This window comes from Amycolatopsis sp. N2S4-7 (genome assembly GCF_058119595.1).
Genome location: NZ_CP172299.1, coordinates 9,832,965 through 9,855,132, shown reverse-complemented (window position 1 = coordinate 9,855,132; position 22,168 = coordinate 9,832,965). Strand labels below are relative to the sequence as shown.

The 22,168-nt window shown below is 70.9% G+C and carries 26 protein-coding genes; 16 read left to right on the top strand and 10 right to left on the bottom strand.

Annotation, left to right across the window (positions count from 1 at the left end; genetic code table 11):
* Positions 1-16 precede the first annotated feature (16 nt).
* Positions 17-853 (top strand): alpha/beta fold hydrolase, encoded by an 837-nt coding sequence (locus ACH54P_RS46555; protein ID WP_489909704.1) that lies wholly within the window; start codon positions 17-19, stop codon positions 851-853.
* Here the strand turns inward: ACH54P_RS46555 and ACH54P_RS46550 are convergent.
* The gene (locus ACH54P_RS46550) at positions 840-1,211 is read right to left on the bottom strand and encodes a DUF742 domain-containing protein (RefSeq protein WP_489909702.1); all 372 of its coding nucleotides are present in this window, start codon (positions 1,209-1,211) and stop codon (positions 840-842) included. The genes ACH54P_RS46555 and ACH54P_RS46550 overlap by 14 nt on opposite strands.
* Positions 1,212-1,807: 596 nt before the next feature.
* On the opposite strand from ACH54P_RS46550, the gene ACH54P_RS46545 reads away from it, so the two are divergent.
* Entirely contained in the window at positions 1,808-2,479 is a 672-nt protein-coding gene (locus ACH54P_RS46545; protein WP_489909701.1) for a hypothetical protein, read from the top strand.
* 100 nt (positions 2,480-2,579) lie between these two features.
* On the opposite strand, the gene ACH54P_RS46540 is transcribed toward ACH54P_RS46545, so the two are convergent.
* Positions 2,580-3,941: an NAD-dependent succinate-semialdehyde dehydrogenase gene (locus tag ACH54P_RS46540; RefSeq protein WP_489909700.1), complete on the bottom strand. Its 1,362-nt coding sequence runs from the start codon at positions 3,939-3,941 to the stop codon at positions 2,580-2,582.
* Positions 3,942-4,052: 111 nt separating this feature from the next.
* Between ACH54P_RS46540 and ACH54P_RS46535 the strand changes: the two genes are divergently transcribed.
* The gene (locus ACH54P_RS46535) at positions 4,053-4,505 is read left to right on the top strand and encodes a hypothetical protein (protein WP_489909698.1); all 453 of its coding nucleotides are present in this window, start codon (positions 4,053-4,055) and stop codon (positions 4,503-4,505) included.
* A 131-nt stretch (positions 4,506-4,636) separates the two neighbouring features.
* Positions 4,637-5,044, top strand: a complete 408-nt coding sequence (locus tag ACH54P_RS46530; protein ID WP_489909697.1) for a hypothetical protein — start codon at positions 4,637-4,639, stop codon at positions 5,042-5,044.
* Here the strand turns inward: ACH54P_RS46530 and ACH54P_RS46525 are convergent.
* Together ACH54P_RS46525 and ACH54P_RS46520 are read right to left on the bottom strand one after the other, a co-directional pair.
* Positions 4,999-5,436 (bottom strand): L,D-transpeptidase, encoded by a 438-nt coding sequence (locus ACH54P_RS46525; protein WP_489909696.1) that lies wholly within the window; start codon positions 5,434-5,436, stop codon positions 4,999-5,001. The genes ACH54P_RS46530 and ACH54P_RS46525 overlap by 46 nt on opposite strands.
* 71 nt (positions 5,437-5,507) lie before the next feature.
* Positions 5,508-6,425: a hypothetical protein gene (locus ACH54P_RS46520; protein WP_489909695.1), complete on the bottom strand. Its 918-nt coding sequence runs from the start codon at positions 6,423-6,425 to the stop codon at positions 5,508-5,510.
* A gap of 124 nt (positions 6,426-6,549) precedes the next feature.
* Between ACH54P_RS46520 and ACH54P_RS46515 the strand changes: the two genes are divergently transcribed.
* Entirely contained in the window at positions 6,550-6,855 is a 306-nt protein-coding gene (locus ACH54P_RS46515; RefSeq protein ID WP_489909694.1) for a hypothetical protein, read from the top strand.
* A gap of 5 nt (positions 6,856-6,860) precedes the next feature.
* Here ACH54P_RS46515 and ACH54P_RS46510 read toward each other — a convergent pair whose 3' ends face one another.
* The gene (locus ACH54P_RS46510; protein ID WP_489909693.1) at positions 6,861-7,295 is read right to left on the bottom strand and encodes a hypothetical protein; all 435 of its coding nucleotides are present in this window, start codon (positions 7,293-7,295) and stop codon (positions 6,861-6,863) included.
* A 345-nt stretch (positions 7,296-7,640) separates the two neighbouring features.
* Here ACH54P_RS46510 and ACH54P_RS46505 point away from each other — a divergent pair, with 345 nt between their 5' ends.
* Complete coding sequence (locus tag ACH54P_RS46505; RefSeq protein ID WP_489909692.1) at positions 7,641-8,516, top strand: helix-turn-helix domain-containing protein; 876 nt, start codon at positions 7,641-7,643, stop codon at positions 8,514-8,516.
* A gap of 54 nt (positions 8,517-8,570) precedes the next feature.
* Entirely contained in the window at positions 8,571-9,281 is a 711-nt protein-coding gene (locus ACH54P_RS46500; RefSeq protein WP_489909691.1) for a 2OG-Fe dioxygenase family protein, read from the top strand.
* Here ACH54P_RS46500 and ACH54P_RS46495 read toward each other — a convergent pair.
* A complete protein-coding gene (locus ACH54P_RS46495; RefSeq protein ID WP_489909690.1) occupies positions 9,274-9,723 on the bottom strand; it encodes a nuclear transport factor 2 family protein in 450 nt (149 codons plus the stop codon). The genes ACH54P_RS46500 and ACH54P_RS46495 overlap by 8 nt on opposite strands.
* Positions 9,724-9,834: 111 nt before the next feature.
* Here ACH54P_RS46495 and ACH54P_RS46490 point away from each other — a divergent pair, with 111 nt between their 5' ends.
* The gene (locus ACH54P_RS46490; protein ID WP_489909689.1) at positions 9,835-10,698 is read left to right on the top strand and encodes a LysR family transcriptional regulator; all 864 of its coding nucleotides are present in this window, start codon (positions 9,835-9,837) and stop codon (positions 10,696-10,698) included.
* A gap of 13 nt (positions 10,699-10,711) precedes the next feature.
* Here ACH54P_RS46490 and ACH54P_RS46485 read toward each other — a convergent pair whose 3' ends face one another.
* Positions 10,712-11,095 carry an STAS domain-containing protein gene (locus ACH54P_RS46485; protein WP_489909688.1) on the bottom strand — a complete coding sequence of 128 codons (384 nt, stop codon included), beginning with the start codon at positions 11,093-11,095 and terminating at the stop codon, positions 10,712-10,714.
* 116 nt (positions 11,096-11,211) lie between these two features.
* Positions 11,212-11,898, bottom strand: coding sequence for a TetR/AcrR family transcriptional regulator (locus ACH54P_RS46480; protein ID WP_489909687.1), 687 nt, complete (start codon positions 11,896-11,898; stop codon positions 11,212-11,214).
* Between the two features lie 268 nt (positions 11,899-12,166).
* Here ACH54P_RS46480 and msrA point away from each other — a divergent pair, with 268 nt between their 5' ends.
* The 5 genes from msrA to ACH54P_RS46455 all read left to right on the top strand — a co-directional run bounded on the left by msrA (position 12,167) and on the right by ACH54P_RS46455 (position 17,699).
* Positions 12,167-12,682, top strand: coding sequence for a peptide-methionine (S)-S-oxide reductase MsrA (gene msrA, locus ACH54P_RS46475; protein WP_489909686.1), 516 nt, complete (start codon positions 12,167-12,169; stop codon positions 12,680-12,682).
* Positions 12,683-13,001: 319 nt separating this feature from the next.
* A complete protein-coding gene (locus ACH54P_RS46470; RefSeq protein ID WP_489909685.1) occupies positions 13,002-15,269 on the top strand; it encodes a M4 family metallopeptidase in 2,268 nt (755 codons plus the stop codon).
* Between the two features lie 74 nt (positions 15,270-15,343).
* Complete coding sequence (locus tag ACH54P_RS46465) at positions 15,344-15,853, top strand: OsmC family protein (protein WP_489909684.1); 510 nt, start codon at positions 15,344-15,346, stop codon at positions 15,851-15,853.
* A gap of 77 nt (positions 15,854-15,930) precedes the next feature.
* Positions 15,931-16,899 carry an ATP-binding cassette domain-containing protein gene (locus ACH54P_RS46460; RefSeq protein WP_489909683.1) on the top strand — a complete coding sequence of 323 codons (969 nt, stop codon included), beginning with the start codon at positions 15,931-15,933 and terminating at the stop codon, positions 16,897-16,899.
* Positions 16,896-17,699: an ABC transporter permease gene (locus tag ACH54P_RS46455; protein WP_489909682.1), complete on the top strand. Its 804-nt coding sequence runs from the start codon at positions 16,896-16,898 to the stop codon at positions 17,697-17,699. The genes ACH54P_RS46460 and ACH54P_RS46455 overlap by 4 nt, the downstream gene beginning before the upstream one ends.
* Positions 17,700-17,720: 21 nt before the next feature.
* Here the strand turns inward: ACH54P_RS46455 and ACH54P_RS46450 are convergent, their stop codons facing one another.
* On the bottom strand, positions 17,721-18,137 hold the full coding sequence (locus ACH54P_RS46450; protein WP_489917032.1) for a nitroreductase/quinone reductase family protein: 417 nt from the start codon (positions 18,135-18,137) through the stop codon (positions 17,721-17,723).
* A gap of 2 nt (positions 18,138-18,139) precedes the next feature.
* Positions 18,140-18,700: a DUF6069 family protein gene (locus ACH54P_RS46445; protein ID WP_489909681.1), complete on the bottom strand. Its 561-nt coding sequence runs from the start codon at positions 18,698-18,700 to the stop codon at positions 18,140-18,142.
* Between the two features lie 104 nt (positions 18,701-18,804).
* Between ACH54P_RS46445 and ACH54P_RS46440 the strand changes: the two genes are divergently transcribed.
* From ACH54P_RS46440 to ACH54P_RS46430, 3 genes are all read left to right on the top strand, one after another.
* Entirely contained in the window at positions 18,805-19,773 is a 969-nt protein-coding gene (locus ACH54P_RS46440; RefSeq protein WP_489909680.1) for an SDR family NAD(P)-dependent oxidoreductase, read from the top strand.
* Positions 19,774-19,852: 79 nt separating this feature from the next.
* Positions 19,853-21,562 carry a serine/threonine-protein kinase gene (locus tag ACH54P_RS46435; RefSeq protein WP_489909679.1) on the top strand — a complete coding sequence of 570 codons (1,710 nt, stop codon included), beginning with the start codon at positions 19,853-19,855 and terminating at the stop codon, positions 21,560-21,562.
* A 234-nt stretch (positions 21,563-21,796) separates the two neighbouring features.
* Positions 21,797-22,108 carry a hypothetical protein gene (locus ACH54P_RS46430; RefSeq protein WP_489909678.1) on the top strand — a complete coding sequence of 104 codons (312 nt, stop codon included), beginning with the start codon at positions 21,797-21,799 and terminating at the stop codon, positions 22,106-22,108.
* The last annotated feature ends 60 nt before the right edge of the window (positions 22,109-22,168 follow it).

The window sequence follows — 22,168 nt, the reverse complement described above, 5'->3', positions numbered from 1 at the left end:
GTGGTTCACTTCCGGCATGGAGATCGAGCTGGGGGCGGGAACCGTCGAGTACACCGACACGGGCGGGCCGGGCCCCGTGGTCGTCTTCGTCCACGGCCTGCTGATGGACGGCACGCTGTGGGACAACGTGGTCGCGTCGCTGGCGGGCTGCCGGTGCGTCGTCCCGACGCTGCCGCTGGGCGCGCACCGGCAGCCGATGCGCCCCGAGGCCGACCTTTCGCTGCCCGGGATCGCCGCCCTGCTCACGGAGTTCCTCGAGCGCCTGGACCTGCGCGAGGTGACTTTGGCCGGCGTCGACACGGGCGGGGCGCTGGTGCAGCTGCTGATGGTGGACGGCGGTTCGGGTTCGCGGGTGGGCCGGGTCGTGCTGGCCTCCTGCGACGCGTTCGACAACTTCCCGCCCGGGCTCACCGGCAAGACGCTGTTCCTGACGGGAAAGCTGCCGCCAGGGCTGTTCGGGGTGTTCATGCAGCAGATGCGGCTGCGCGCGGTCCGCCGGCTCCCGATCGCGTTCGGCTGGCTGACCAAGCGCGGCGACGCGGTTTCCGCGGGCTGGCTCCGGCCACTGCTGAGCCAGGCGGGCATCCGCCGCGACACGGTCCGCGTGCTGCGTGCTTTCGCAGCGACCCCAGGGGTTCTGCTGGAGGCGGCCGACCGGCTCCCGGCGTTCGACCGGCCGGCCCTGGTGGTCTGGGCGAGCGAGGACCGCGTGATGCCGTTGCCGCACGGCAAGCGGCTGGCGGCGTTGCTGCCCAAGGGAAAGCTCGTCGAAGTGGCCGACAGCTACACGCTGCTCCCGCTGGACCAGCCCGCGGAGTTCGCCCGGCTGGTCCGGGAGTTCACAGCCGGCTGAGGCCGTGGAGAATGCGCTTCATCAGGTCGAGGCTGGGCCGGTTCCCCGACCCCATCTTCGCGGTGTGCACGGCAACGAGCCCCCGGTCGGCGAGGTCGGAGAGCAGAACCCGCGCAACCCCCAGCGGCAGCCGCCGCCGCGCGGCGACCTCGGCGACGGACTGCGAAGTCCGGCACAGCACGCAGATTTCCGATTCTTCCGGCGAGCTCCCCCGCACCACGGCCCGGCCGCGCGCGGTGGTCGAGACGAGCGTCTCGACCGGAAGGTCACGCGTCGGCCGGGTCCGGCCGTGGGTGCGGAAGTACGGACGGACGAGCCCCGCCGCCCCTCCGTCGTCGAGCGCGGTCCCCCAGTGCACAGCCAGCTCCTCACGGCGATTATTCCTTGTCGGCGATTATTCGACACGGTGATCGACTCACCCGCAATCGACCGAACAGAGCAACACCGGAGAAGTCGCAGGTCAGGACGGTGACACCGAAAGGGTTCATCCTCCTGGGGGACGGAGGACAGACCCCTGTCATAGGGGTAGTTGTCAGGGTTCTGACAACAAACTCAGAGCCGGATGGGCTTCTTGTTCATGAGGTCTCCAGGCGATTGGCGGGCTTGGGTCGCGACTGGGCGCCGTCCCGAACCCTTCCACTAGGCCCGCTGAGCCTGGTCGCGCCGAGGCGCCTGGCCGTTCAGACGACAGCCTGGCTCCCCGCCGCCTCCTGTGCCATCTGGCCGCCTTCCTCGTCCCCGCCGCCCCCGATCGTGGTCTCATCCGGCGTAACATTGATCGATTGGGCGGCATCTCGGGGAGGCAGGGGGCGAGTGGATCAACCAACCCGCGGTGGCGCGCATACACGGCCGGCTGTCAGCGGGCCACCCGGCGTCCGGAGCGGAGCAGCAGGGCGTCCGTGTCGCACGGAGGCGAGCCCGGCGCGCGTCACCCACTGAACGAGGAGCCAGTCATTGCTTTCGCCGCAAGATGCCCGCGACTTCTGCATTGTCGCCGCGCAAGTTGTACCCACACTTCTCATCGCCCTATTTGTCGTAAATCGAGTGGTTCCCCCTCGCGACAAACAGAGCGAAAGAGTCCACACCGAGTCCTCCGATCTATTGAATGAAATCAACAGCAACAAAGAGTCGATCCAAGAGACTCTTGAGGAAGCGATTGCGCTCCTAGGCACGACAACCGACCTTCGTGAACGAATCGAGATACAAAAGCGGATAACCAGAGCTCTCGAAATGAAGGACAGCATCACAAAGCTCGCGATTGCGGCTCAAGCAAACAAGGACGATGCAGAGAAGCTGGCAGCTGGATCTCAGACTGAGACGCGTCGAACACTCCTGGTGATGAGCATCTATACTGCGGTCGCCTTTGCGGCGGGCATCGCGGCAGAGTGGTGCGCCATCGCCGGAATACTGAAAGTAGTAGACATTCGGACGGCGGCAATATTCGCAGCCGGAACCACCGTGCTGATAACCTGCAATTTAGCAATGGAATCCTGGCGAGCCCTGCTCCTGAACAACCAAAGTTCAGCGGTGAACACGAGAACAGTCAAAATAATATTGGACGGCATCAGCCTGATCATTGCATGCTCACCAGCCGTGTTGATACCACTCTTGACCTATTCATTATGACATCTTGCGTGTTCAAGCCCCGCCGCCCGCCGCAGACGGCCCAGGACTCCGAGACGGCCTGACGACGGCCTGGCGAGGCCAAAAGCAACAAAACAGCAGGTCAGAGGCGTATCGGTTTCTTGTTCATGAACTCCTCGATGCCCAGCGCACCCAGCTCCCGCCCGATTCCCGAGCGCTTGATCCCGCCGAACGGCAGGTCCGCCTCCGAACCGCCTGACTTGTTGAGGTACACCATCCCCGCCTCGATGCGGCGCGCCACGCGCGTTGCCCTCTCCCGGTCCGTGCCGAACACGCTCGCCCCCAGGCCGAACGGTGTGTCGTTCGCCAGGGCGATCGCCTCCTCCTCCGTTTCCGCGCGGAACACCAGGACCACCGGGCCGAAGATCTCCTCGTGGTAGGCCGCCATTTCCGGGGTCACGTCCGTCAGCACCGTCGCCTCCAGGTAGGCGCCCGGCCCGGGGACGCGGTGGCCGCCCGCGCGCAGCGTTGCTCCTTCGCGGATCGCCGTCTGCACCTGGGCCGCCACCTCGTCCGCCGCGGCGATCGAGGCCAGCGGGGGCAACGTCGTCGCCGGGTCCGCCGGGTCGCCCGGGACGTAGTACTCGGTGACGCGCTTGGCCAGCCGGTCGACGAACTCGTCGTACAGCTCGCCCAGCACGATCATCCGCTTGGGCGCGTTGCACGACTGGCCGCAGTTGCGCATCCGGGCGGTCGCGGTGACCTTGACCGTTTCGTCGAGGTCGTCGGTGTCCAGCACGATCAGCGGGTCGGACCCGCCGAGCTCCAGGACGCACTTCTTCAGGTTCCGCCCGGCTTCGGCCGCGACGGAGATGCCGGCCTGCTCGCTGCCGGTCAGGGAGACGCCGGCGATGCGCGGGTCGGCGAGCATCGACGGGACCTGCCGGCTGGACGCGAACACGTTGACGAAAGCGTCCGCAGGCACGCCGGCGTCCCGCAGCACGCTCTCGATGGCGACCGCCGAGCGCGGGCAGATCGACGCGTGCTTGAGCAGGATCGTGTTGCCCAGCACGAGGTTCGGCGCGACGAACCGGGCGACCTGGTAGCACGGGAAGTTCCACGGCATGACGCCCAGCAGCGGCCCGATCGGCTCCTTGGTCAGCACGGCCTCGCCGCCGCGGATCGGGATCGGCTCGTCGGCCAGGAGGGCCGGGCCGCGTTCGCCGTAGTAGCGGAAGATGTCGACGACGACGCCGACCTCGCCCCGGCCTTCGTTGATCCGCTTCCCCATCTCGAGGGTCATGATTTCGGCGAGCTCGCCGGCGCGTTCGGCGAACAGCTCGGCGGCCCGCAGCACGATCGCGGCGCGCTCGGCGACCGGCCGGTCCCGCCAGGCGGCGTACCCCCGCTGCACCCGGCCGATCGCGGCGCGGACCTCGTCGTCGGTCGCGTTCGGGATCTCCTCCACCAGTTCACCGGTCGCGGGGTTGGTGACTGAGTACATGGCGGCCTCCTTTGCCCACGATAGCCTACTGCATACTGTATACACCATTGGATCAGTGATCGACACCCGCGCGGCGGTACCCCTGGCCGCGTGATCGACTATCGTTCCCCCATGACGCTGGAGATCACCGGCGGATCCGATTTCGCCGCGCTGGCAACGAAAAAACCCCGCTGGACCCGTCGCTACGCGCGCGGGACGGTCACTTTCGGCTGCCCGGCCCGCACCGGCGACCGCACGCCCCGCGTGTGGAGCGGCCGCGGTCTCGGCCTGCCGGAAGACGAACTGCCGGGGTTCGCCGCGCAGCTCCGACGCGTCATGAAGCACGAGGCTTACTGGCTCGCGAGGGCGGAATGTCCGGATCACCACGCGGGCGCCGCCGCCCGCTGGTCGCCGGGCCGCTACGACGACGAAGACGGCTTCGTCTACTTCGCGGGACCATGCACGCACGGCGACCCGTGGCCCGGGTATCGACCCACGGCCGCGTTCACGATCGCGCTTCCCCACGTCCGCGGCCTGCGGATCCGGGTGGCCGCCTACCTGGCGGCGGAGTCCGGGCGGACGTGAAGGAGACGTCATCGGCGCGAGGCCGGGCCGCCCGTGCCGCAACCGTGGTGAGCGGCCTACCCTTCACCGCCCACGCCGCCGCGCTCGGCGGCCTTCCCTCCACCGCCCGCGCTGGAGCCATCGCCGCCATCGTGAGCGGCCTACCCTCCACCGCCCACGCCCTGCTCACCGGCCGGGACCTCCTCGCGGCCACCCGCGCCGCGGGGACCCTGATCCCAGGACGGCGCGACCGGCCCGGCGTCGCCGCCGGGCTGGTCGCGCACGTTCTCGTGTCGGCCGGGTGGACCTGGGTGCTCGCGGCCGTGAACCGCCGTCGCCGGCTCGGGGCCGGGGGCGGTGCGGTGGCCGGGCTGGCCATCGCGGCCCTCGACCTCGGGATCGCGGCCCGCGCCTACCCCGCCGTGCGGGCGTTGCCGCGCGGGCCGCAGATCCTGGACCACCTGGTCTTCGGCGCCGTCACCGGCGCGCTCCTCAACCGTCCACAACGGACGGATCAGGGCACGACCTCGACGACGTCACCCGGGCTCAGCGAGTTGTAGAACTTCACCGCGGCCGCGTGCGAAAGGTGCACGCACCCGTGGGACTTCGCCTTCAGGCTGCCCTGGTGGAACGCAACCCCGGTGGTGGTGAAGAACACCGAGTACGGCATCGGCCCGTTGTACTGCTTGCTGTAGTGGTCGATGTCCTTGTACTGCACGTGGAACTTCCCGAGCGGGGTCGGGTACTTCGGCAACCCGACGGTGATCGGGACGCCGCCGTAGGTGACGTTCCCGGCGCCGTCCGTCAGCCACGCGGTATTCGAACCGCGCTGGACGCAGGCCTTCGCTTCGGCACTGCACGGCGTCGACGCCGCTTCGGCCGTTCCCGCGAACGCCACGGTCCCCGCCATCGCGGCGACCCCGCCCAGTAGTGCGATCATCCTCCGGTTCATCGTGTGCCTCCCGTTGTCGTTCGGCTACACGATGTAGGGTGCCCACTCCGGCGATCTTCGAATCGGGGAGATCAGTCCCGCGGCCGGGAAAGTTCGAGGAATTCGTTCTGCTCGCGGTCGTAGCGCTGGGTCAGGCCGTTGCCGTACCGGTCCCACCAGTTCTGCGTGTGGCCGCCCTGGTGGGTCGTCGTCCCGCCGTAGACCTGCCGGTCGTATTCGACGCGGGCGTCGCGGAACTCCTGCTGGAACTGCTCCGGCGTGAGGCCCTGGACGTGCTGGATGGTCGCGTCGCCGAGCGTGCGCGAGCTCCGCACGATGTCCTCGCCCGCCATGTGGTTGAGGATCGCGCGGACGCCGCCGGCGCCGCGCATGTGGGCGCCGGACATGATCGCGGCCTGGGTGCCGGGATCGGTGAAGTTGAGCGCGCCCGCCGTGCGCGCGTTCGCGGTCATCAGGTCGGCGACGACGGCGCGCTCTTCCGCGCTGCCGATCCCGTACTGCTCGCGCGCGGCGATGATCCGGTCGTAGCCGTTGTGCATGTTCTGCCGGAAACCGTAGGCCTCGGGCACCCCGCCCTGCTCCCCCGTCGCGCCTTCGGAGCGCATGATCGATTCGACCACGCGCGGATCGAGCTGCTGAGGCGCCGCAGCCGCGGCCGCGCCGCCACCGCCCTGCGCCGCCTCCTGGCCGCCGCCGTAGGCCCGGGCGACGTCGGAATCGGCGGCGTTGTAGGCGTTCGCGGCCGTCTGGACGTTCTGGTTCACGTTCGTGAGCAGGCTGAGGAGCTTCTGGAGCGCGTTGCCCAGCGTCGAGTGCAACGCCGTGTTCGCGGCGGCGACCCCGCTGCCGATCCCGGCGAAGGACAACGCGTCCAGCACCAGGCCCTCCAGGTCGCGCGTCGCCGACAGGAAGGACGACCCCACGTCTTCGACCGCCTTGACGACCGTCCCCATCTCCGCCGTTTCGGCGCGGTAGGCCCCGGCACTCATGGTCTGCTCCCTCCGGACACCGGCTGTGCGCGTCGAGAATTCCCCACCGCGCCGCGCGCCCCCACGGCCGAATTACCCACTGGCGTACCGGCGAGAGTGACCACTCCGGCGCTATGGTCGACAGATGAGCAAACCCGACGACGACCCGAACGTCCTGGACGGCGAGATCGTCGACGAGACCCCGACCGCCGCACTGGCGATCCCGTCGCCGCCGCTGCCGGACCCCGACTACAGCGAGGGCGGCGTGCCCAGCTTCGACTTCGTCCGGGACAAGATCGAAAACCGGTACACGACGTCACTCGGCGCCGCGGACGTCGCCGGCCTCGGCACGGAGAACACCACCGAAGCCCTCGACAAGAAGATCGCCGACCGCGACCAGGCGGCCAAGGACAGGCTGGCCGAGATCCGCCGTTCGATGCGCGGCGAATAACCCCCTCAGCTCTGGCGCGCGGGGTCCGTACCGCATTCCGGCGCGCCGGTGCCCTGGAGGAAGTGCGCGGCCGCGTAACCGGTGTGCCCGTCCGCGGTGCCGCGCAGCCAGTGGTCGTCGCCGGAGGCGGGCGTGCCGCGCGTCCAGCACTCGGCCAGGAACGTGCGGCCTTCGCCGATCCAGCCGACCCGCCGGCACGTCGCGGCCGCGCAGGACCGGACGTTGAGTCCCTTTTCGCCGGTCCCCACGACGACGTACGGGGTGGGCGTGGCGGCGGCGAGGAGGTCGGTGCCGAACGCCGGGTCCGGCGGCGTCGTGCCGGAGGACCCGGCCGCGCCCGAACCGAGCCCGCTGCCGAGCAGCAGGGCGAGCACGGCGGCCACGAGGGCGGTGACGGCGAGCACCCGGAGCAGCGCGCCCGGCTTCAGAACGACAAGCATGGTGGGTCCCCTCCGCTCGGTGCCGTCCGCCGGCCGGGGCCCGTCCCTCTCGTCGTACCTGGTGCGCTTTCCTTCCGTCGGGTCGAGCCTTGGCTGCGGCTTCTCTGCAAGTGTCACGCGGGAACGGCCCTGTTGCAATTCCCACGGCGGAATCCCACCCCGACGTCACCTGGTCGGCCCAACTCTGGCCCTCAGGCAGCCTCGACCTGCGAGAACGGCAGACAACCCGAACCTTTCGGGGTGTCGCCACCGCCGGGTCACCCCGGAAGGAGTAAGGTCCCGCCGCGATGGGAAACCCACCAACCGGGTCCCATCGGGAACGACCCACCTCCGGAACGAGGTCCCATGGCCCCCATGCAAGGCCCGATCGTGCCGCGCCGCCGGATCGCGGACACGCTCAAGAGCCTGCGTGACGAGTCCGGCCGGACTCTCGAAGAGGTGGCCGAAACCCTGCTCATCTCGACCTCGAAGCTCTCGCGGCTCGAGAACGCGCAGGGCAGCCCGCAGGCCAGGGACGTCCGCGACCTGATCCGGTACTACGGCGTGGACGGCACCCAGCTGGCTTCCCGGCTCATGAACTGGGTCAAGGCGTCCGGGCGTCAGGGCTGGTGGACCGACTACTCGCAGACCACGGCGACCCCGGGTCTCGACGCCCACCTCGCGTACGAGTCCGAAGCGACGGTGGCCCGGATCTACACGATCCCCCTGCTGCCGGTACTCCTGCAGACCCCGGAGTACGCCCGCGCCCAGTACTCGACCCACGAGCCGTGGTGGTCCGGCGAGGAGGTCGAGCGGCTCGTCGAACTCCGGGAGCGGCGCAAGCACGCGCTGGCCGAACGCGACGGCATGGCCCCGCTGCGGCTCGTCGCGGTGACGCACGAGTCGGCTCTCCGCCAGTTCGTCGGGTCCCGCGAGATCATGCACGCCCAGCTGGACCACCTGGTCGAGCGGTCGACCGCGCCGAACATCGAACTGCGCGTGTTCCCGTTCGCCCATCCCCCGCTGTTCTCGATGAGCTGCATGTACGCGTACTTCGAATTCGAGGACGACCTCGACCGCGACATCGTGCACATCGAGACCCACGCCGGTTTCCGGCACATCGAGACCGCCCAGACGGTCGAGTACTACCGCGGCTACCACGAAAAGCTGGTCGCCGCGTCCCTCGAACCCGACGCAAGCCGCGCCCTGATCCGCGCTATCCAGGCCGAACAGTTCGGCTGAGTCCCCCGCAGCACCCGGCCGCGGCCCCCTTTCCTTTCACGTTGGGATGAACGCATGGCGCTCGACCCCGCCGGCACCGTCGGCGAAGACCTCCCGCTCCACTGGAAGCGGCTCGAAACCGACGGCTACCTCGTCGTTTCGGACGACGAGCTCGGCCTCCCCGGCGCCCGGCTCCGCGACCACCTGCTGCGCACGTACTTCACCCCGGAGGTGCTCCGCTGCTACCCCGGCGACATCCCCGCCGACCGTGAACGAGCCCGGGACGTCGTCGAATACGCGTGGCACGGCGAAACCTGCGTGCTGAGCGAACACACCGAGATCGCCATCGAAGACCGCGGCGGCCGGCCCGAACGCCGCGAGTACGCGCGGACCCCCGTGGTGCACGACGCGCTGTTCGCGTCGTGGATCCGCGCCGCCCTGAGCCTGCTGCCGCCCGGACGCCGCCGGCAGCGGGGCACCTTCGGGGTCAACGTCTTCCGGACCTTCACCAACGTCGTGACCCGGCCGCACGCCGACGGCGAAGAGTTCGTCTTCGTCTACGTCGTGGACCGTCTCGGCAGCGGCGCCGAAACCACGTTGTTCCGGCCCGAGGACCCGAGTACCCCGGTCCACTCGCAGCGGCTGGAACCCGGGCAGCTCATCGTGTTCGAGGACGCCCGGTTCCTGCACACCGCCAGCCCGCTGGTCGACCCGCCCGGCGGACGGGCCCGGCGGGACGCGCTCGTGTGCACCGTGGACTACCGGGAGACCTACGGCGTCAGCTGAAGATGGCGGCCGGATCGCCGGTGTACCAGGCGTTTTCGATGACGACCCGGCGCATCACCCAGCGGTCGCCGTCGCGGGTCAGGTCGATGTCGTAGCGGTTCTTCAGCAGTGCGTGCGTTCCGTGGTCCGCGCTCAGCAGGTGCTGGGCCTCGACCAGGGCCGTGAGGCGCGCGGTGTCGCCGTCGAGGGTGACGCGCGGGTTCGTCACCTGGTGGGTCGTGTCGACGCGGCCGTCGAACAGGGCGAGGATCGTGTCCACGATCGCGTCCCGGCCGGTCATCAGCGGCGGGTGCGCACCCCACCGCGCGGCGGCCGGCCGGAAGTCCAGCTCGGCGTCGGCGGCGAACGACGACGCGAACAGCTCGCGGTCCTTGAGGTCCTGGCCGAGGCCGAAGCGGTACAGCGCGTCGACGATCTCCACGCGGTCGTGCAGGTCGGACATCGAAGCTCCTTTTCCGTGGGGTACGCGCTCCAGCCTGCTGAGACGCGCGAAGCCGATCAACGCGCTTCTGTGCCACGATCGTTAAGCGGGAGTTGACGATCGGGGGCGGACATGCCGGAGTGGCGCGAGCTGGAGTCGTTCCTGACGCTGGCCGAGGAGCTGCACTTCGGCCGCACGGCGGAGCGGCTGCACGTGTCGACCGCGCAGGTCAGCCAGACGATCCGGAAGCTCGAACGGCGGATCGGCGTGCCGCTGTTCACGCGGACCAGCCGCCGCGTCGAGCTGACCCCGGTGGGGCGGCAGCTCCGCGCCGACCTCGGGCCGGCCTGGACGGCGGTCGAGGCGGCCCTGGACAAGGCGGCCGAGGCCGGTCGCGGGGTGACCGGCACGCTGCGGGTCGCGTTCGGCGACGCGGCGGGCGGGCAGCTGCTGGCCGGGGTGGCCGAGCGGTTCCGGCAGCAGGAGCCCGGCTGCCGGGTCGAGTTCCGCGAGGTGCGGCCGGCCGAGGTGCTGCCCTGGCTGCGCGAGGGCGAAGTGGACGTCGTGCTGGCCGGGCTCCCCCTCGACGGCCCGGACCTGGTGACCGGCCCGGTGCTGGTGCGCGAGCTGCGGTTCCTCGCCGTCGCGGCGGGTCACCCGTTCGCCCGGCGGGACTCCGTGCCGGTCGCGGACCTCGCGCGGGTGACGGTGCTGCGGTGCTCGCTGCCGGACCCGTGGCTCGACGAGCACGCCCCCGGGGCGGTCCTCCGGCCGCGGGCGGGTCTGCAGGAGCTGCTCACCGTGGCCGGTGCCGGGGAGGGCGTGCTGCCGGTCGGCGCCCACATCCGGCGCTACTACCCCAGGCCGGACGTGGCCTACGTCCCGCTCGGCGACGCACCCCGCCTCGAGTGGGGACTCGTCTGGCGGGCCGCGGGCGCGACGGCGAAGGTGCGCGCGTTCGCCGACGCCGCGGCCGACCTCGTGCGCGAGCCCTAGCGCGCGCACCGCGTCAACCCGGCAGCCACCGCACCTGCGTCGGCTGGGCCGCGGCGATCGCCGTCAACCGGTCCGGGAAGATCCGCAGCCGGTCACCGAGGCCGGTCAGCCACACCACCCGGTCCACCACGCTGCCGGGGGTCATGATCAGGCAGCCGGCGATCCCGCGCTCCCCGCACAGCTCGAGCACGCCCAGCAGGCCGCGGACCCCGCGGACCGACAGGAAGTCCAGCCGCCCGAGGTCGAGCACCAGCAGGTGCGGCGCCGGCAGCTCGCACAGGGCGGCTTCGAGCACCGCCGTCCACCGCAGCACCGAGGCGATGTCCAGCTCGCCGCGCACTTCGACGACCAGCGCACCACTGGTCCGCTCGGGGCCGATTCCGTCCTGGTCGCGCATGGCGCCTCCTCGGGGCCGGCGCGGACCATCTTCCCACCCCGGACCGCGCGTGACGAGGACGCAACCGCCTGCCCCGCAAAGGGAGCCGGTCGGCCCAACCGGCGCCGCCGTCCGGCTCAGCGTCCACTGTGGAGGGACAGCCGGGCCAGCCACTCCTGCAGCAGCGTCGCCTCCGCCCCGCTCATTCCCGGCGGGGCGGTCTCGCGCAGCAGGGCACCCAGCGTCGTGGCCGTCGCGGCCACGGCGTCGTCCGGCTTCGCGGGCTCCTCCGCCAGGATGCCGGCCAGCACGCTCTCCCGGACCCGGACGGAGAACCCGGGATCCGGGTAGAGCGACGGCCGGGTGATCATCGACAGCGCGACCCCCGCGTTGGCCGCCATGACCATCTGCGCGGCGAGCGACGGCGGCAGCTTGAGCCGTCCCGCGGCCGCGCAGCGCTCCAGCACCGCCAGCAGCAGGCTGTGCGCCTCGGCCGACGCGCCGGGCGGCGTCGACAGGCCCGCGTACATCACGCGGTAGTAGTTCGGGTTCTCGAGCGCGAACGCGACGTGGTTGTCCCAGCCGTCACGCAGGTCGCGCACCGGGTCGCCGGACGGCTTCGCGGCCCGCTTGCCCGCGAGGTACCGCTCGAACCCGTGGTCGACGACGGCGGCGAGCAGCCCCTCCTTGTCGCCGAACTGCCGGTACAGCGCCGGCGCGCCCACCCCGGCGGCCTCGCAGACCGCCCGCGTGGAGAAGTCGGCCTCGGCCGACCGCGACAGCAGGTCGGCGGCCGCTTCCAGGATCCGCGTTCTCAGGTCCACAGCAGCGACGCTAGCAGCCAGTATCGCCGATATCAAGAAGATGGTAGCGACGATCCGTAGCACGTGTTAGGCGACCGGGCCCGCGCCGGCACCATGGTGCTGGTCGAGGAGGTCGCGGACGGCGGCTGGGGCATCGGCGGCGACGTGCTCACCCTCGCCAAGCTGCAGGCCGGGTGACGTCAGGCTTCCGTAATCCTCGCGTGGAATCATCGGCCGACCACCGAAGTTGTACGGGTGGAAGCACCGCACGAGGAGAAGGAGTGACGCCGTGACCACGTCAACCGAAAGGGCCGTCCTGGCCGGCGGCTGCTTCTGGGGGATGCAGGAGCTGTTCCGCCGCCAGCCCGGGGTCGTCTCGACCCGGGTCGGGTACAGCGGCGGTGACGTGCCCAACGCGACCTACCGCAACCACGGCACGCACGCCGAGGCCATCGAGGTGATCTACGACCCCGCGCAGACCACGTTCCGCGACCTGCTCGAGTTCTTCTTCCAGGTGCACGACCCGACCACGAAGAACCGGCAGGGCAACGACATCGGCCTGAGCTACCGGTCGGCGATCTTCTTCGAGAACGACGAGCAGAAGCGGGTCGCCGAGGACACGATCGCCGACGTCGACGCGTCCGGGCTGTGGCCGGGCAAGGTCGTCACCGAGGTCAGCCCGGTGGGTGACTTCTGGGAGGCCGAGCCGGAGCACCAGGACTACCTGCAGCGCATTCCGAACGGGTACACCTGCCACTTCGTGCGCCCGGGCTGGAAGCTCCCGAAGCGCGAGAAGACCGCCTGACACCAGTACCACCGAAGGCCCCTTCGCCGATTCCCGGCGAGGGGGCCTTCGTCGTCTCGGACGCAGGGAAGATCACCCGAACGGCGGTGATCCGCCTCCAGTCCTGAGTGGACGATCAGCGGCCGGATCCCAATAGAGACGAATGTCCTGTTTGGGAAGTATTGCGACATCCAGATAAGTCCGTACGTTCGTCGCTTGTTCGCGAGGCTTCGGCACCGGATCCTGATTTCCGCTAAGCCGCACCATTTTCCCCGCCATCCCCGTTCTCGGCCCGGCCTTGTCACCGGGCCGGTTCGCCCTGCCCGGAGGAGATCCTTCGATGCATCTGAGACGTCCACTCGTCTTGGCCGCGAGCGGCGCGCTGATCGCCGCGATGTGCACGACCACAGCCGCCCAGGCCCAGCCCACGACCCCGAACGCCGCCCAGAACGCCGAAGCGCTCGCGGCCACCGGCGCCGCCGCCCTCGTGGCGAGCAAGCCGGCCGCGCTGCACGCCGGCGCGGACGACGTTTTCGTGGCCCACAACGTGATCTCCTCCAGCAACGGGCTGAAGTACGTCCCGTACGACCGCACCTACAAGGGCCTGCCCGTGGTGGGCGGCGACTTCGTGGTCGTGACGAACTCCGCCGGCCAGGTGCTCAGCACGTCCGTCGGCCAGGACCAGACGATCAACCTGGCCAGCACCACCCCGGCGGTGTCGAAGGCGGCGGCCGAAGCGGTCGCGCGGCAGCAGATGTCCTCGGTGGACAGCGTCGGCGGCGCCCAGCTGGTCACCTTCGCGCTGGGCCAGCCGAAGCTCGCGTGGCAGAGCACCGTCGTCGGGCGGGACGCCGAAGGGCCGAGCAAGCTCGACGTCGTCGTCGACGCGGCCACCGGCAAGGTGCTCCACACCCAGGAGCACGTCATGCACGGCACCGGCAACAGCGGCTGGAACGGCCCGGTGACCCTGGACACCACGCAGTCCGGCAGCACGTACTCGCTGAAGGACCCGACCCTCACCAACGTCAGCTGCCAGGACGCGGCCAACAACACCACGTTCAGCGGCCCCGACGACGCGTGGGGCAACGGCAACGCCACCAGCCGGGAAACGGGCTGCGTCGACGCTCTCTTCGCCGCGCAGACCGAGAAGAAGATGCTCACGCAGTGGCTGGGCCGCAACGGTTTCGACGGCAACGGCGGCGGCTGGCCGATCCGCGTCGGCCTGAACGACCAGAACGCCTACTACGACGGCAGCCAGGTCCAGATCGGCAAGAACACCAACAGCCAGTGGATCAGCTCGCTCGACGTCGTCGCGCACGAACTCGGCCACGGCATCGACGACCACACCCCGGGCGGCATCTCGGGCAACGGGACGCAGGAGTTCGTCGCGGACGTCTTCGGCGCCTCGACCGAGTGGTTCGCGAACGAGCCGTCGACCTACGACGCGCCGGACTTCCTCGTCGGCGAGAAGATCAACCTCGTCGGCAGCGGCCCGATCCGCAACATGTACAACCCGTCGGCGCTGGGTGACAAGAACTGCTACGACAGCTCGATCCCCAACACCGAGGTGCACTCCGCGGCCGGGCCGGGCAACCACTGGTTCTACCTGCTGGCCGAAGGCACCAACCCGACCAACGGGCAGCCGACCAGCACGACGTGCAACAGCTCCACCGTCACCGGGCTCGGCGTGCAGACCGCGGTGAAGATCTTCTACAACGCGATGCTGCTCAAGACCTCCGGCAGCTCGTACCTGAAGTACCGCACCTGGACGCTGACCGCGGCGAAGAACCTGTTCCCGGGCAGCTGCGCCGAGTTCAACACCGTCAAGGCGGCGTGGGACGCGATCAGCGTGCCGGCGCAGTCGGCCGACCCGACGTGCTCCTCGACCGGCACGGTCACCGTCACGAACCCGGGCAACCAGTCCACCACGACGGGCGGCTCGGTGAACCTGCCGATGTCGGCCAGCGGCGGCACCGCGCCGTACACCTGGACCGCCACCGGCCTGCCGGCCGGGCTGTCGATCAACGCCTCCACCGGCGCGATCACGGGTACCGCGACCACCGCGGGCACCTCGAACGTCACGGTGACGGCGAAGGACAGCGCGGCCCGCACCGGGTCGACGTCGTTCACGTGGACCGTCGGCACCACCGGCGGCTGCTCCGGCCAGAAGCTGGCCAACCCCGGCTTCGAATCGGGCAGCACCGGCTGGACCGCCAGCAGCGGCGTGATCGGGCAGAACGGCTCCGACCAGCCCGCCCACGGCGGCACCTACAACGCCTGGCTCGACGGCTACGGCTCGGCGCACACCGACACGCTCGCGCAGTCGGTGAGCATCCCGGCGGGCTGCCACGCCACGCTGACGTTCTACCTGCACATCGATTCGGCGGAGACGACCACGACGACCGCCTACGACAAGCTGACCGTCGCCAACGGCAGCACCACGCTGGCCAGCTACTCCAACCTGAACAAGGCCTCCGGGTACGTCCTCAAGACGGTCGACGTCTCGTCGGCCGCCGGCGGCACCCTCTCGCTGAAGTTCACCGGCGTGGAGGACAGCTCCCTGCAGACGTCGTTCGTCATCGACGACGCCGCTGTCACGCTGAGCTGACGCTGAATCACTGAAACGGGGAGGCCGGGAAACCGGTCTCCCCGTTTCTTCGCGTTCCGGAGCAGAATCGGCCGATGGACACCGAAGCGCTGCGCGCGACCCAGGCCCCGTTGAAGGAGCAGTACCGGGAGCGACCCGAAAGCGCTCTCGTCACTTTGCACGCCGACGCCGAGCTCGACGGCCTCGGCATCTCCTGCAAGGTGGAGACCGGCCGCGCGATCGTCGAAGCCGGGCTGCACCCGGCGACCGGCGGCGACGGCACCCTCGCCTGTTCGGGGGACATGCTGCTCGAAGCGCTCGTCGCGTGCGCCGGGGTGACGCTGCGGGCGGTGGCGACGTCGCTGGGCCTCGAGGTCCGCGGCGGGCGCGTGCGCGCCGAAGGCGACCTCGACTTCCGCGGCACCCTCGCGGTCGCGAAGGACGCGCCGGTCGGCTTCCGCGCGATCAGGTTGTCGTTCGATTTGGACACCGACGCCGGTGAGGAGCAGCTCGCCACGCTCAAGAAGCTCACCGAGCGCTACTGCGTCGTCTTCCAGTCGCTCCGGACGCCGCCCGAGTTCGCGGTCACGCTTTCGGCGAACTGACGCGTCTCCGGGAGAAACCCGGAGGACAAAGCGGACAGGGTGGCCTAGCTTGGCGGTGTCACGGAAGGGGAGCCGTCATGCCACAGCCGGAACCGGACGTCGCCGTCCAGGTACGCGGGCTCGTCAAGACCTACGGTTCGACGCGCGCGCTCGACGGCGTCGACCTCGAGATCCCGGCCGGGCGGGTGCTCGGCCTGCTCGGCCCGAACGGCGCCGGCAAGACCACCACCGTCCGCATCCTGACCACGCTGCTGCGGCCGGACTCGGGCGAGGCGCACGTCGCCGGGTACGACGTGCTGGCCGAACCGGACCAGGTGCGGCGCCGGATCGGGTTGTCCGGCCAGTACGCGGCCGTCGACGAGAACCTCACCGGGTTCGAGAACCTCTACATGGTCGGGCGGCTCTACGGCAGGCGGAAGGCCGCGGCCCGCTCGCGCGCGCGTGAGCTGCTCGCGCGGTTCCAGCTCGAAGACGCCGCCGACCGGCCGGCGAAGGGCTATTCGGGCGGCATGCGCCGGCGTCTCGACCTGGCGGGCGCGCTGGTCGCCGAGCCGGCCGTCGTCGTGCTGGACGAGCCCACCACCGGTCTCGACCCGGGCGGGCGGCTCGACACCTGGGCGGTCATCAAGGAGCTCGTCGCCGACGGCACGACCGTGCTGCTGACCACCCAGTACCTCGAAGAGGCCGACCAGCTGGCCGACTCGATCGTGGTGATCGACCACGGCCGGGTGATCGCGCGCGGCACCGCCGACGAGCTCAAGGCCCAGATCGGCGGCGAACGCCTGGAGCTGGTTGTCGCCTCGGCCGCGGACCTGCCGGCCACCCTGGCCGTGCTGCGCGAGGTCGGCACCGGCGAGCCGTCGGGCGACGACCACACCCGGCGCGCCGAAATCCTCGTCGACACCGGACCGAAAGCGCTCATCGAGGCCCTGCGCCGGCTCGACGGCGAGGGCATCGCCGTCCAGGACGTCGCCCTGCACCGGCCGACCCTCGACGACGTCTTCCTGTCCCTGACCGGCCACGGCGCCGAGGAGGCCGCGAAGTGAACGCGTTCGCGAAGGGCATTTCCGACGGCGGCGTCATCACGTGGCGCAACCTGATGAACGTCCGCCGCAACCCGGACTGGCTGATGGCCGCCACCCTGCAGCCGATCATGTTCGTGCTGCTGTTCGCCTACGTCTTCGGCAACGCGATCGGCGGCGAAGCGGGCGGCGCGGCCTACCGCGAGTTCCTCATCGCCGGGATCTTCGCCCAGACGATGGCGTTCAACTCGGCGTTCACCGTCATCGGCTTCGCCAACGACCTGCAGAAGGGCATCATCGACCGGTTCCGGTCGCTGCCGATGTCCCGGATCGCGGTGCTCCTCGGCCGGACGACGTCGGACCTCGTGGTCAGCGTGGTCGCCCTGGTCGTGATGTCGGTGTGCGGGCTGATCGTCGGCTGGCGGATCCGCGGCAGCTTCTGGGACGCGCTGCTCGGCTACCTGGTGATGCTGATGTTCGCCTGGGCGCTGTCGTGGGTCGGCGCGCTCATCGGGCTCGCGGCGCGCAGCGTCGAGGTCGCGCAGAGCCTCGGGCTGATCTGGATGTTCCCGCTGAGCTTCATCTCGTCGGCGTTCGTCCCGACGCAGACGCTGCCCGGGTTCCTCAAGGCGATCGCCGACTGGAACCCGTTCACGGCGGTGATCAACGCGACGAGGGACCTGTTCGGCAACCGGTTCGGCGCCCCGCCGTCGGGCTGGCCCGCGGAGAACGCGGCGCTGTACTCGATCCTGTGCTGCGTGGCGATCATCGCGATCTTCGCCCCGCTGGCGACGTCGCGGTACCGCCGGGTGGCGAGCAAGTAGGACCGTCCGAAGAGGACTTCGTCAGTCCTCTTCGGACAGCTCCACGACCGGGATAAGGCGCTTCGCCTGCTTGGCCTTCGCCCGGTGGTCGGCCAGGAAGGGGTACGCCTTCTCCAGCTCCGTCCACGCCCGCACGTAGTCCGCCCCCAGCAGCGGCAGCGCCTCGGCCTCGAACCGCCGGTCGTCCACCTCCACCGTGACCCGCGGGTCGTCCACGAGGTTCAGGTACCAGTCCGGGTGGCGGGGCGCCCCGACGTTCGACGCCACCACCAGCAGCCGGGAGCCGTCGCGGTGGACCATCATCGGGACCGTGCGGGGCTCCCCCGTGCGCCGGCCCGTCGTGGTGAGCAGCACCAGGCGCTCGCGGTGCATGCCGTCGACCTCGCCACCCGCCCGGAACTGCTCGATCACCCGGCGGTTCGTCTCCCGGACGTCCATGGTCACCGGTCGTAGTAGCGGGTCGGCGGCGGCTCCTGCTGTTGCTGCGGCCACTGGCGCGTCGGCGGGGGCGCCGCGTTCCCCGGGGCGTTCTGCTGCGTGCGGCGCCGGTGCAGCGTCCGGGCGCTGGCCGCCATGCTGTTCACGACCGCGGCGATGACGAGCCCGATCACCAGGTTGATCACGGCCGTGGCGATCTTCGCGCTCGGCGCGACCGCGAGCGTCAGCGGCAGCACCACCGCGATCAGCGTCACCAGCACCATGATCCAGCCGAAGAACTGGGACGGTGCCGGCGTGGCGACGCTGAGCAGGTGCATCAGCCCGGTGGCGAGCAGGGCCACCGCGGCGGCGACCAGCGCGTACGTCGTGGTGCTCGCGTTGCCCCAGACGCCTTCGCCTTTTGGGGCGAGCACTTCGACCTCGAAGATGCCCCGCGCGATCAGCAGCCCGACCACGGCGAGCAGGGCCGCGACCACCGCCGTCGCCACGCCTCCCGCCCACAGCCGGCGCGCGTCGATCCCCGGGCGGACGTCCTGGGGCTGGTTCCCGTAGTAGTCGGACATCAGAGCCTTCCTAGGTCGGCTGCGCCTCTCGCCCCCGATTGTCCCCCGTTTCGGCCCGGTCCGCGATTTGCGCTGGAGTGCACTCCAGCTCGTAGCGTCGGATCATGACCTCCGCACAGCACAAGATCGGTTCGGGTTTCGGCGCCACCACCACGGCCGCCGAAGTCGTCGAAGGCGTCGACCTCACCGGGAAGCTCGCCGTCGTCACCGGCGGCTACTCCGGGATCGGCCTCGAAACCACCCGCGCGCTCACCGGCGCCGGAGCCCGCGTCGTCGTCCCGGCCCGCCGCCGCACGACCGCCGAAGAAGCCCTCGCCGGCCTCGAGAACGTCGAGGTCGACGAGCTGGACCTCGGTGACCTCGAGAGCGTCCGCGCCTTCGCCGAACGCTTCCTGGCGATCGGACGGCGGATCGACCTCTTCATCGCCAACGCGGGCATCATGGCCTGCCCCGAGACCCGCGTCGGCCCGGGCTGGGAAGCCCAGTTCGCGACCAACCACCTCGGCCACTTCGCGCTGGTCAACCGGCTGTGGCCGGCGATCGCCGACGGCGCGCGCGTGGTTTCGCTCTCTTCGCGCGGCCACCACTACTCGCCGATCCGCTGGGACGACGTCCAGTTCACGGCCGGGTACGAGAAGTGGCAGGCATACGGGCAGGCCAAGACGGCCAATGTGCTCTTCGCCGTCCGGCTCGACGAGCTGGGCGCCGGGAAGGACGTCCACGCCTTCGCGCTGCACCCGGGCGGCATCATGACGCCGCTGCAGCGGCACCTGCCGCGGGAAGAGAGGATCGAACGCGGCTGGATCGACGAGGCCGGGAACCTGTTGATGCAGTTCAAGACGCCGGAGCAGGGCGCGGCGACCACGGTCTGGGCCGCGACGTCGCCGCAGCTGGCCGGGCTCGGCGGGCTGTACCTCGAGGACTGCGACGTCGCGGACCTGGCGCCGGACGACGCCGAGGGCCTCGCCGCCTCCGGTGTCCGCCGCTACGCCGTCGACCGTGCGCAGGCCGCGCGCCTGTGGACCTTGTCGGCGCAGCTCACCGGGGTGGACGCGTTCGCCGCGAAAGCGTGACGCAGACGGCACTTCGCGCGATACCCTCTTCGTGATCTTCACACGTTTGCCGTCCACGGGATCGGGGTACATCGGGCGCGTGGTCGACGAAGCCGGCAGAACGGGGCGCTCGCCGATGGGCGACGGGGACGACGTCACGTGCGCTCGCTTCGCGCTCGGCGAGTTCTCCGTGCCGCCGCGCCGGTCCCTCGACGACGAGCGGCCGCCCGGGCTGCTGGCCGGGCGGTACGAGGTCGGCAGGCTGATCGGCAGCGGCGGCACGGCCCGCGTCTACCGGGCCTACGACGTGCGGCTGGCCCGCGAAGTCGCCGTCAAGATCTACGACCGGGACGCGGTGGCGCTCGACCAGCGCCGCCGGCTGCGCGAGATGACCATCCAGGGCAGCATCACCCACCCGGGGGTCGTGGCCCTGCTGGACAGCGGCACCGAGAACGGCCGGACCTACCTGGTGATGCAGCTCGTCGAGGGCGAGAACCTGGCCGAGCGGCTGCTCGCCGGGCCGATGCCGGCGGCCGAGGTGACCGCGCTGGCCGACGGGCTGACCGACGCGCTCGCCCACGTGCACGCGCTGCGGGTCGTCCACCGGGACCTGAAGCCCGCCAACGTGTTCCTGTCCGCGGACGGCCCGCTGATCGGCGACTTCGGCATCGCCCACGCCCTCGACACCACGCACATCACCGGCACCGGCGTGGTCCCCGGCACGGCCGCCTACCTGGCCCCGGAGCAGGTCGGCGGCGAGCCGGCGGGCCCGCCCGCGGACGTCTACGCGCTCGGCCTGATCCTGCTGGAGTGCGTGACGGGCCGGCGCGAGTACGCGGGCACGATGGTCGAGGCGGCGATGGCCCGGCTGACCAGGCCACCCCGCATCCCGGACGACCTGCCGCCATCACTGGCGCACACGCTCCGCCGGATGACGCATCGCGAGCCGGCGGACCGGCCCACGGCCGAGGAGATCCGGCGGCTGCTCCACGCCCCACCGCCTCAGCCGACGGCCGAGCTCGTCCGCCGCCCCCGCTGGCGCCGCCGCTTGACGGCGGCCCCGGCGACGGCAGGCAGCGCCGCACACGAGGGGCTCACCGCCGACGCAGGTGCAGCCGCCGGTTCCGGTGACCAGCTCGCGGCTTCGGCCCTCAACCCCGCCCACCGGCCCGCCGCCGACGCAGGGGCAGCCGCCGGATCCGGGGACCAGCTCGCAGCCTCGGCCCTCAACCCCGCCCACCGGCCCGCCGCCGACACAGGGGCAGCCGCCGGATCCGGGGACCAGCTCGCAGCCTCGGCCCTCAGCCCCGCCCACCGGCCCGCCGCCGACACAGCCTCAACCACCAACCCCCGCGACCGGCTCGCCGCCGACCTTTCCACCAGCCCCGGCCACCGGCTCGCGGGCACCACCTCCGCCCTCCACCCCACCCGGCACGACAACCTCACCCCGGACTCGACCCCGTCCCCCGGCCGCCGTCGGCTCGCTGCCGTGGCCGGGCTGACCGCCGCCGCTGTTGCTGCCGTCTCCGCCATGCTGCTGGCCGCCGAGGAAACCGGGACCGGTGGCCACCCCGCTCAGCCACCGGCCGCGAACTCGCCGGTGACCCCTTCCGCTCCTTCGTCGTCCGGGCCCCTCGCCGAGTCCGGGAACCCGGCTCCGCAGCCGCGCGCGACCGAGTCCGCTTCGCTCGAACCCGCCGCCGTGACCCACGAGAGCCCGGCTTCGCCGGCGAAGCCGGGCAAACAGCCCGGCAAGGCGGAAAAGACCGCCGGCAAGGGGAAGGGCAAGGGCCTCGGCCGCGACTCCTGAGCCGGCCACCGGGGACCTCCGGCAGGCGGATCCGGGCCCTATGGCCCTGGTGCGGGAAACCGTCCGAAACCGCCGGGAATGCGATTTCCCGCATTCGGACTCGAAGCAATAACGACCGGTAACCGGAACCGCCTCCGGCCCGACACACCCAGCGTGTGCCGCGCCGGACGGGCGCCGGCACGGCCGCCGGGAATTGCCGTCCCGGCCGGTTCACCGACATTTCCGGAGGTTGGGATGAGTTTCCACGCTGCCCTCGCGCGGCCGGTTCTTCGCCCGGTGCGCGGCCGGCACGCCAAGCCCCGTCCCGCGTGGCCGCGGGTCGCCGGCCGGGCAGCGTTCCTGGTCATCGCGCTGTTCTGCGTCGCCGCGGTGGTCGGCGCCGGGTGGCCGCCCGTGCTGCTCGTGGTCCCCGCCGCGGCGATGGTGCTGCTCGTCGCGATCGTCGCGAATCTGCGGACCGCGGCCCGGAAGATCGACACCATCTTCGCCGAAGAACTCCCGCGGGAAACGCAGCGCGAAACCGCCGACGCGGTCGAGATCTCCTGACGAACCCCCGGCCCGCACGCAAAGACCGATCACCGCAGGCGTCGACCATCGAAGATTTCC

What these genes read in the sequence shown, in the direction of transcription:
- ACH54P_RS46555 (WP_489909704.1), top strand. Translation starts at nt 17, where the DNA reads ATGGAGATCGAGCTGGGGGCGGGAACCGTCGAGTACACCGACACGGGC.
- ACH54P_RS46540 (WP_489909700.1), bottom strand. Translation starts at nt 3,941, where the DNA reads ATGTACTCAGTCACCAACCCCGCGACCGGTGAACTGGTGGAGGAGATC.
- ACH54P_RS46535 (WP_489909698.1), top strand. Translation starts at nt 4,053, where the DNA reads ATGACGCTGGAGATCACCGGCGGATCCGATTTCGCCGCGCTGGCAACG.
- ACH54P_RS46525 (WP_489909696.1), bottom strand. Translation starts at nt 5,436, where the DNA reads ATGAACCGGAGGATGATCGCACTACTGGGCGGGGTCGCCGCGATGGCG.
- ACH54P_RS46520 (WP_489909695.1), bottom strand. Translation starts at nt 6,425, where the DNA reads ATGAGTGCCGGGGCCTACCGCGCCGAAACGGCGGAGATGGGGACGGTC.
- ACH54P_RS46515 (WP_489909694.1), top strand. Translation starts at nt 6,550, where the DNA reads ATGAGCAAACCCGACGACGACCCGAACGTCCTGGACGGCGAGATCGTC.
- ACH54P_RS46510 (WP_489909693.1), bottom strand. Translation starts at nt 7,295, where the DNA reads ATGCTTGTCGTTCTGAAGCCGGGCGCGCTGCTCCGGGTGCTCGCCGTC.
- ACH54P_RS46505 (WP_489909692.1), top strand. Translation starts at nt 7,641, where the DNA reads ATGGCCCCCATGCAAGGCCCGATCGTGCCGCGCCGCCGGATCGCGGAC.
- ACH54P_RS46500 (WP_489909691.1), top strand. Translation starts at nt 8,571, where the DNA reads ATGGCGCTCGACCCCGCCGGCACCGTCGGCGAAGACCTCCCGCTCCAC.
- ACH54P_RS46495 (WP_489909690.1), bottom strand. Translation starts at nt 9,723, where the DNA reads ATGTCCGACCTGCACGACCGCGTGGAGATCGTCGACGCGCTGTACCGC.
- ACH54P_RS46490 (WP_489909689.1), top strand. Translation starts at nt 9,835, where the DNA reads ATGCCGGAGTGGCGCGAGCTGGAGTCGTTCCTGACGCTGGCCGAGGAG.
- ACH54P_RS46485 (WP_489909688.1), bottom strand. Translation starts at nt 11,095, where the DNA reads ATGCGCGACCAGGACGGAATCGGCCCCGAGCGGACCAGTGGTGCGCTG.
- ACH54P_RS46470 (WP_489909685.1), top strand. Translation starts at nt 13,002, where the DNA reads ATGCATCTGAGACGTCCACTCGTCTTGGCCGCGAGCGGCGCGCTGATC.
- ACH54P_RS46465 (WP_489909684.1), top strand. Translation starts at nt 15,344, where the DNA reads ATGGACACCGAAGCGCTGCGCGCGACCCAGGCCCCGTTGAAGGAGCAG.
- ACH54P_RS46460 (WP_489909683.1), top strand. Translation starts at nt 15,931, where the DNA reads ATGCCACAGCCGGAACCGGACGTCGCCGTCCAGGTACGCGGGCTCGTC.
- ACH54P_RS46450 (WP_489917032.1), bottom strand. Translation starts at nt 18,137, where the DNA reads ATGGACGTCCGGGAGACGAACCGCCGGGTGATCGAGCAGTTCCGGGCG.
- ACH54P_RS46445 (WP_489909681.1), bottom strand. Translation starts at nt 18,700, where the DNA reads ATGTCCGACTACTACGGGAACCAGCCCCAGGACGTCCGCCCGGGGATC.
- ACH54P_RS46440 (WP_489909680.1), top strand. Translation starts at nt 18,805, where the DNA reads ATGACCTCCGCACAGCACAAGATCGGTTCGGGTTTCGGCGCCACCACC.
- ACH54P_RS46430 (WP_489909678.1), top strand. Translation starts at nt 21,797, where the DNA reads ATGAGTTTCCACGCTGCCCTCGCGCGGCCGGTTCTTCGCCCGGTGCGC.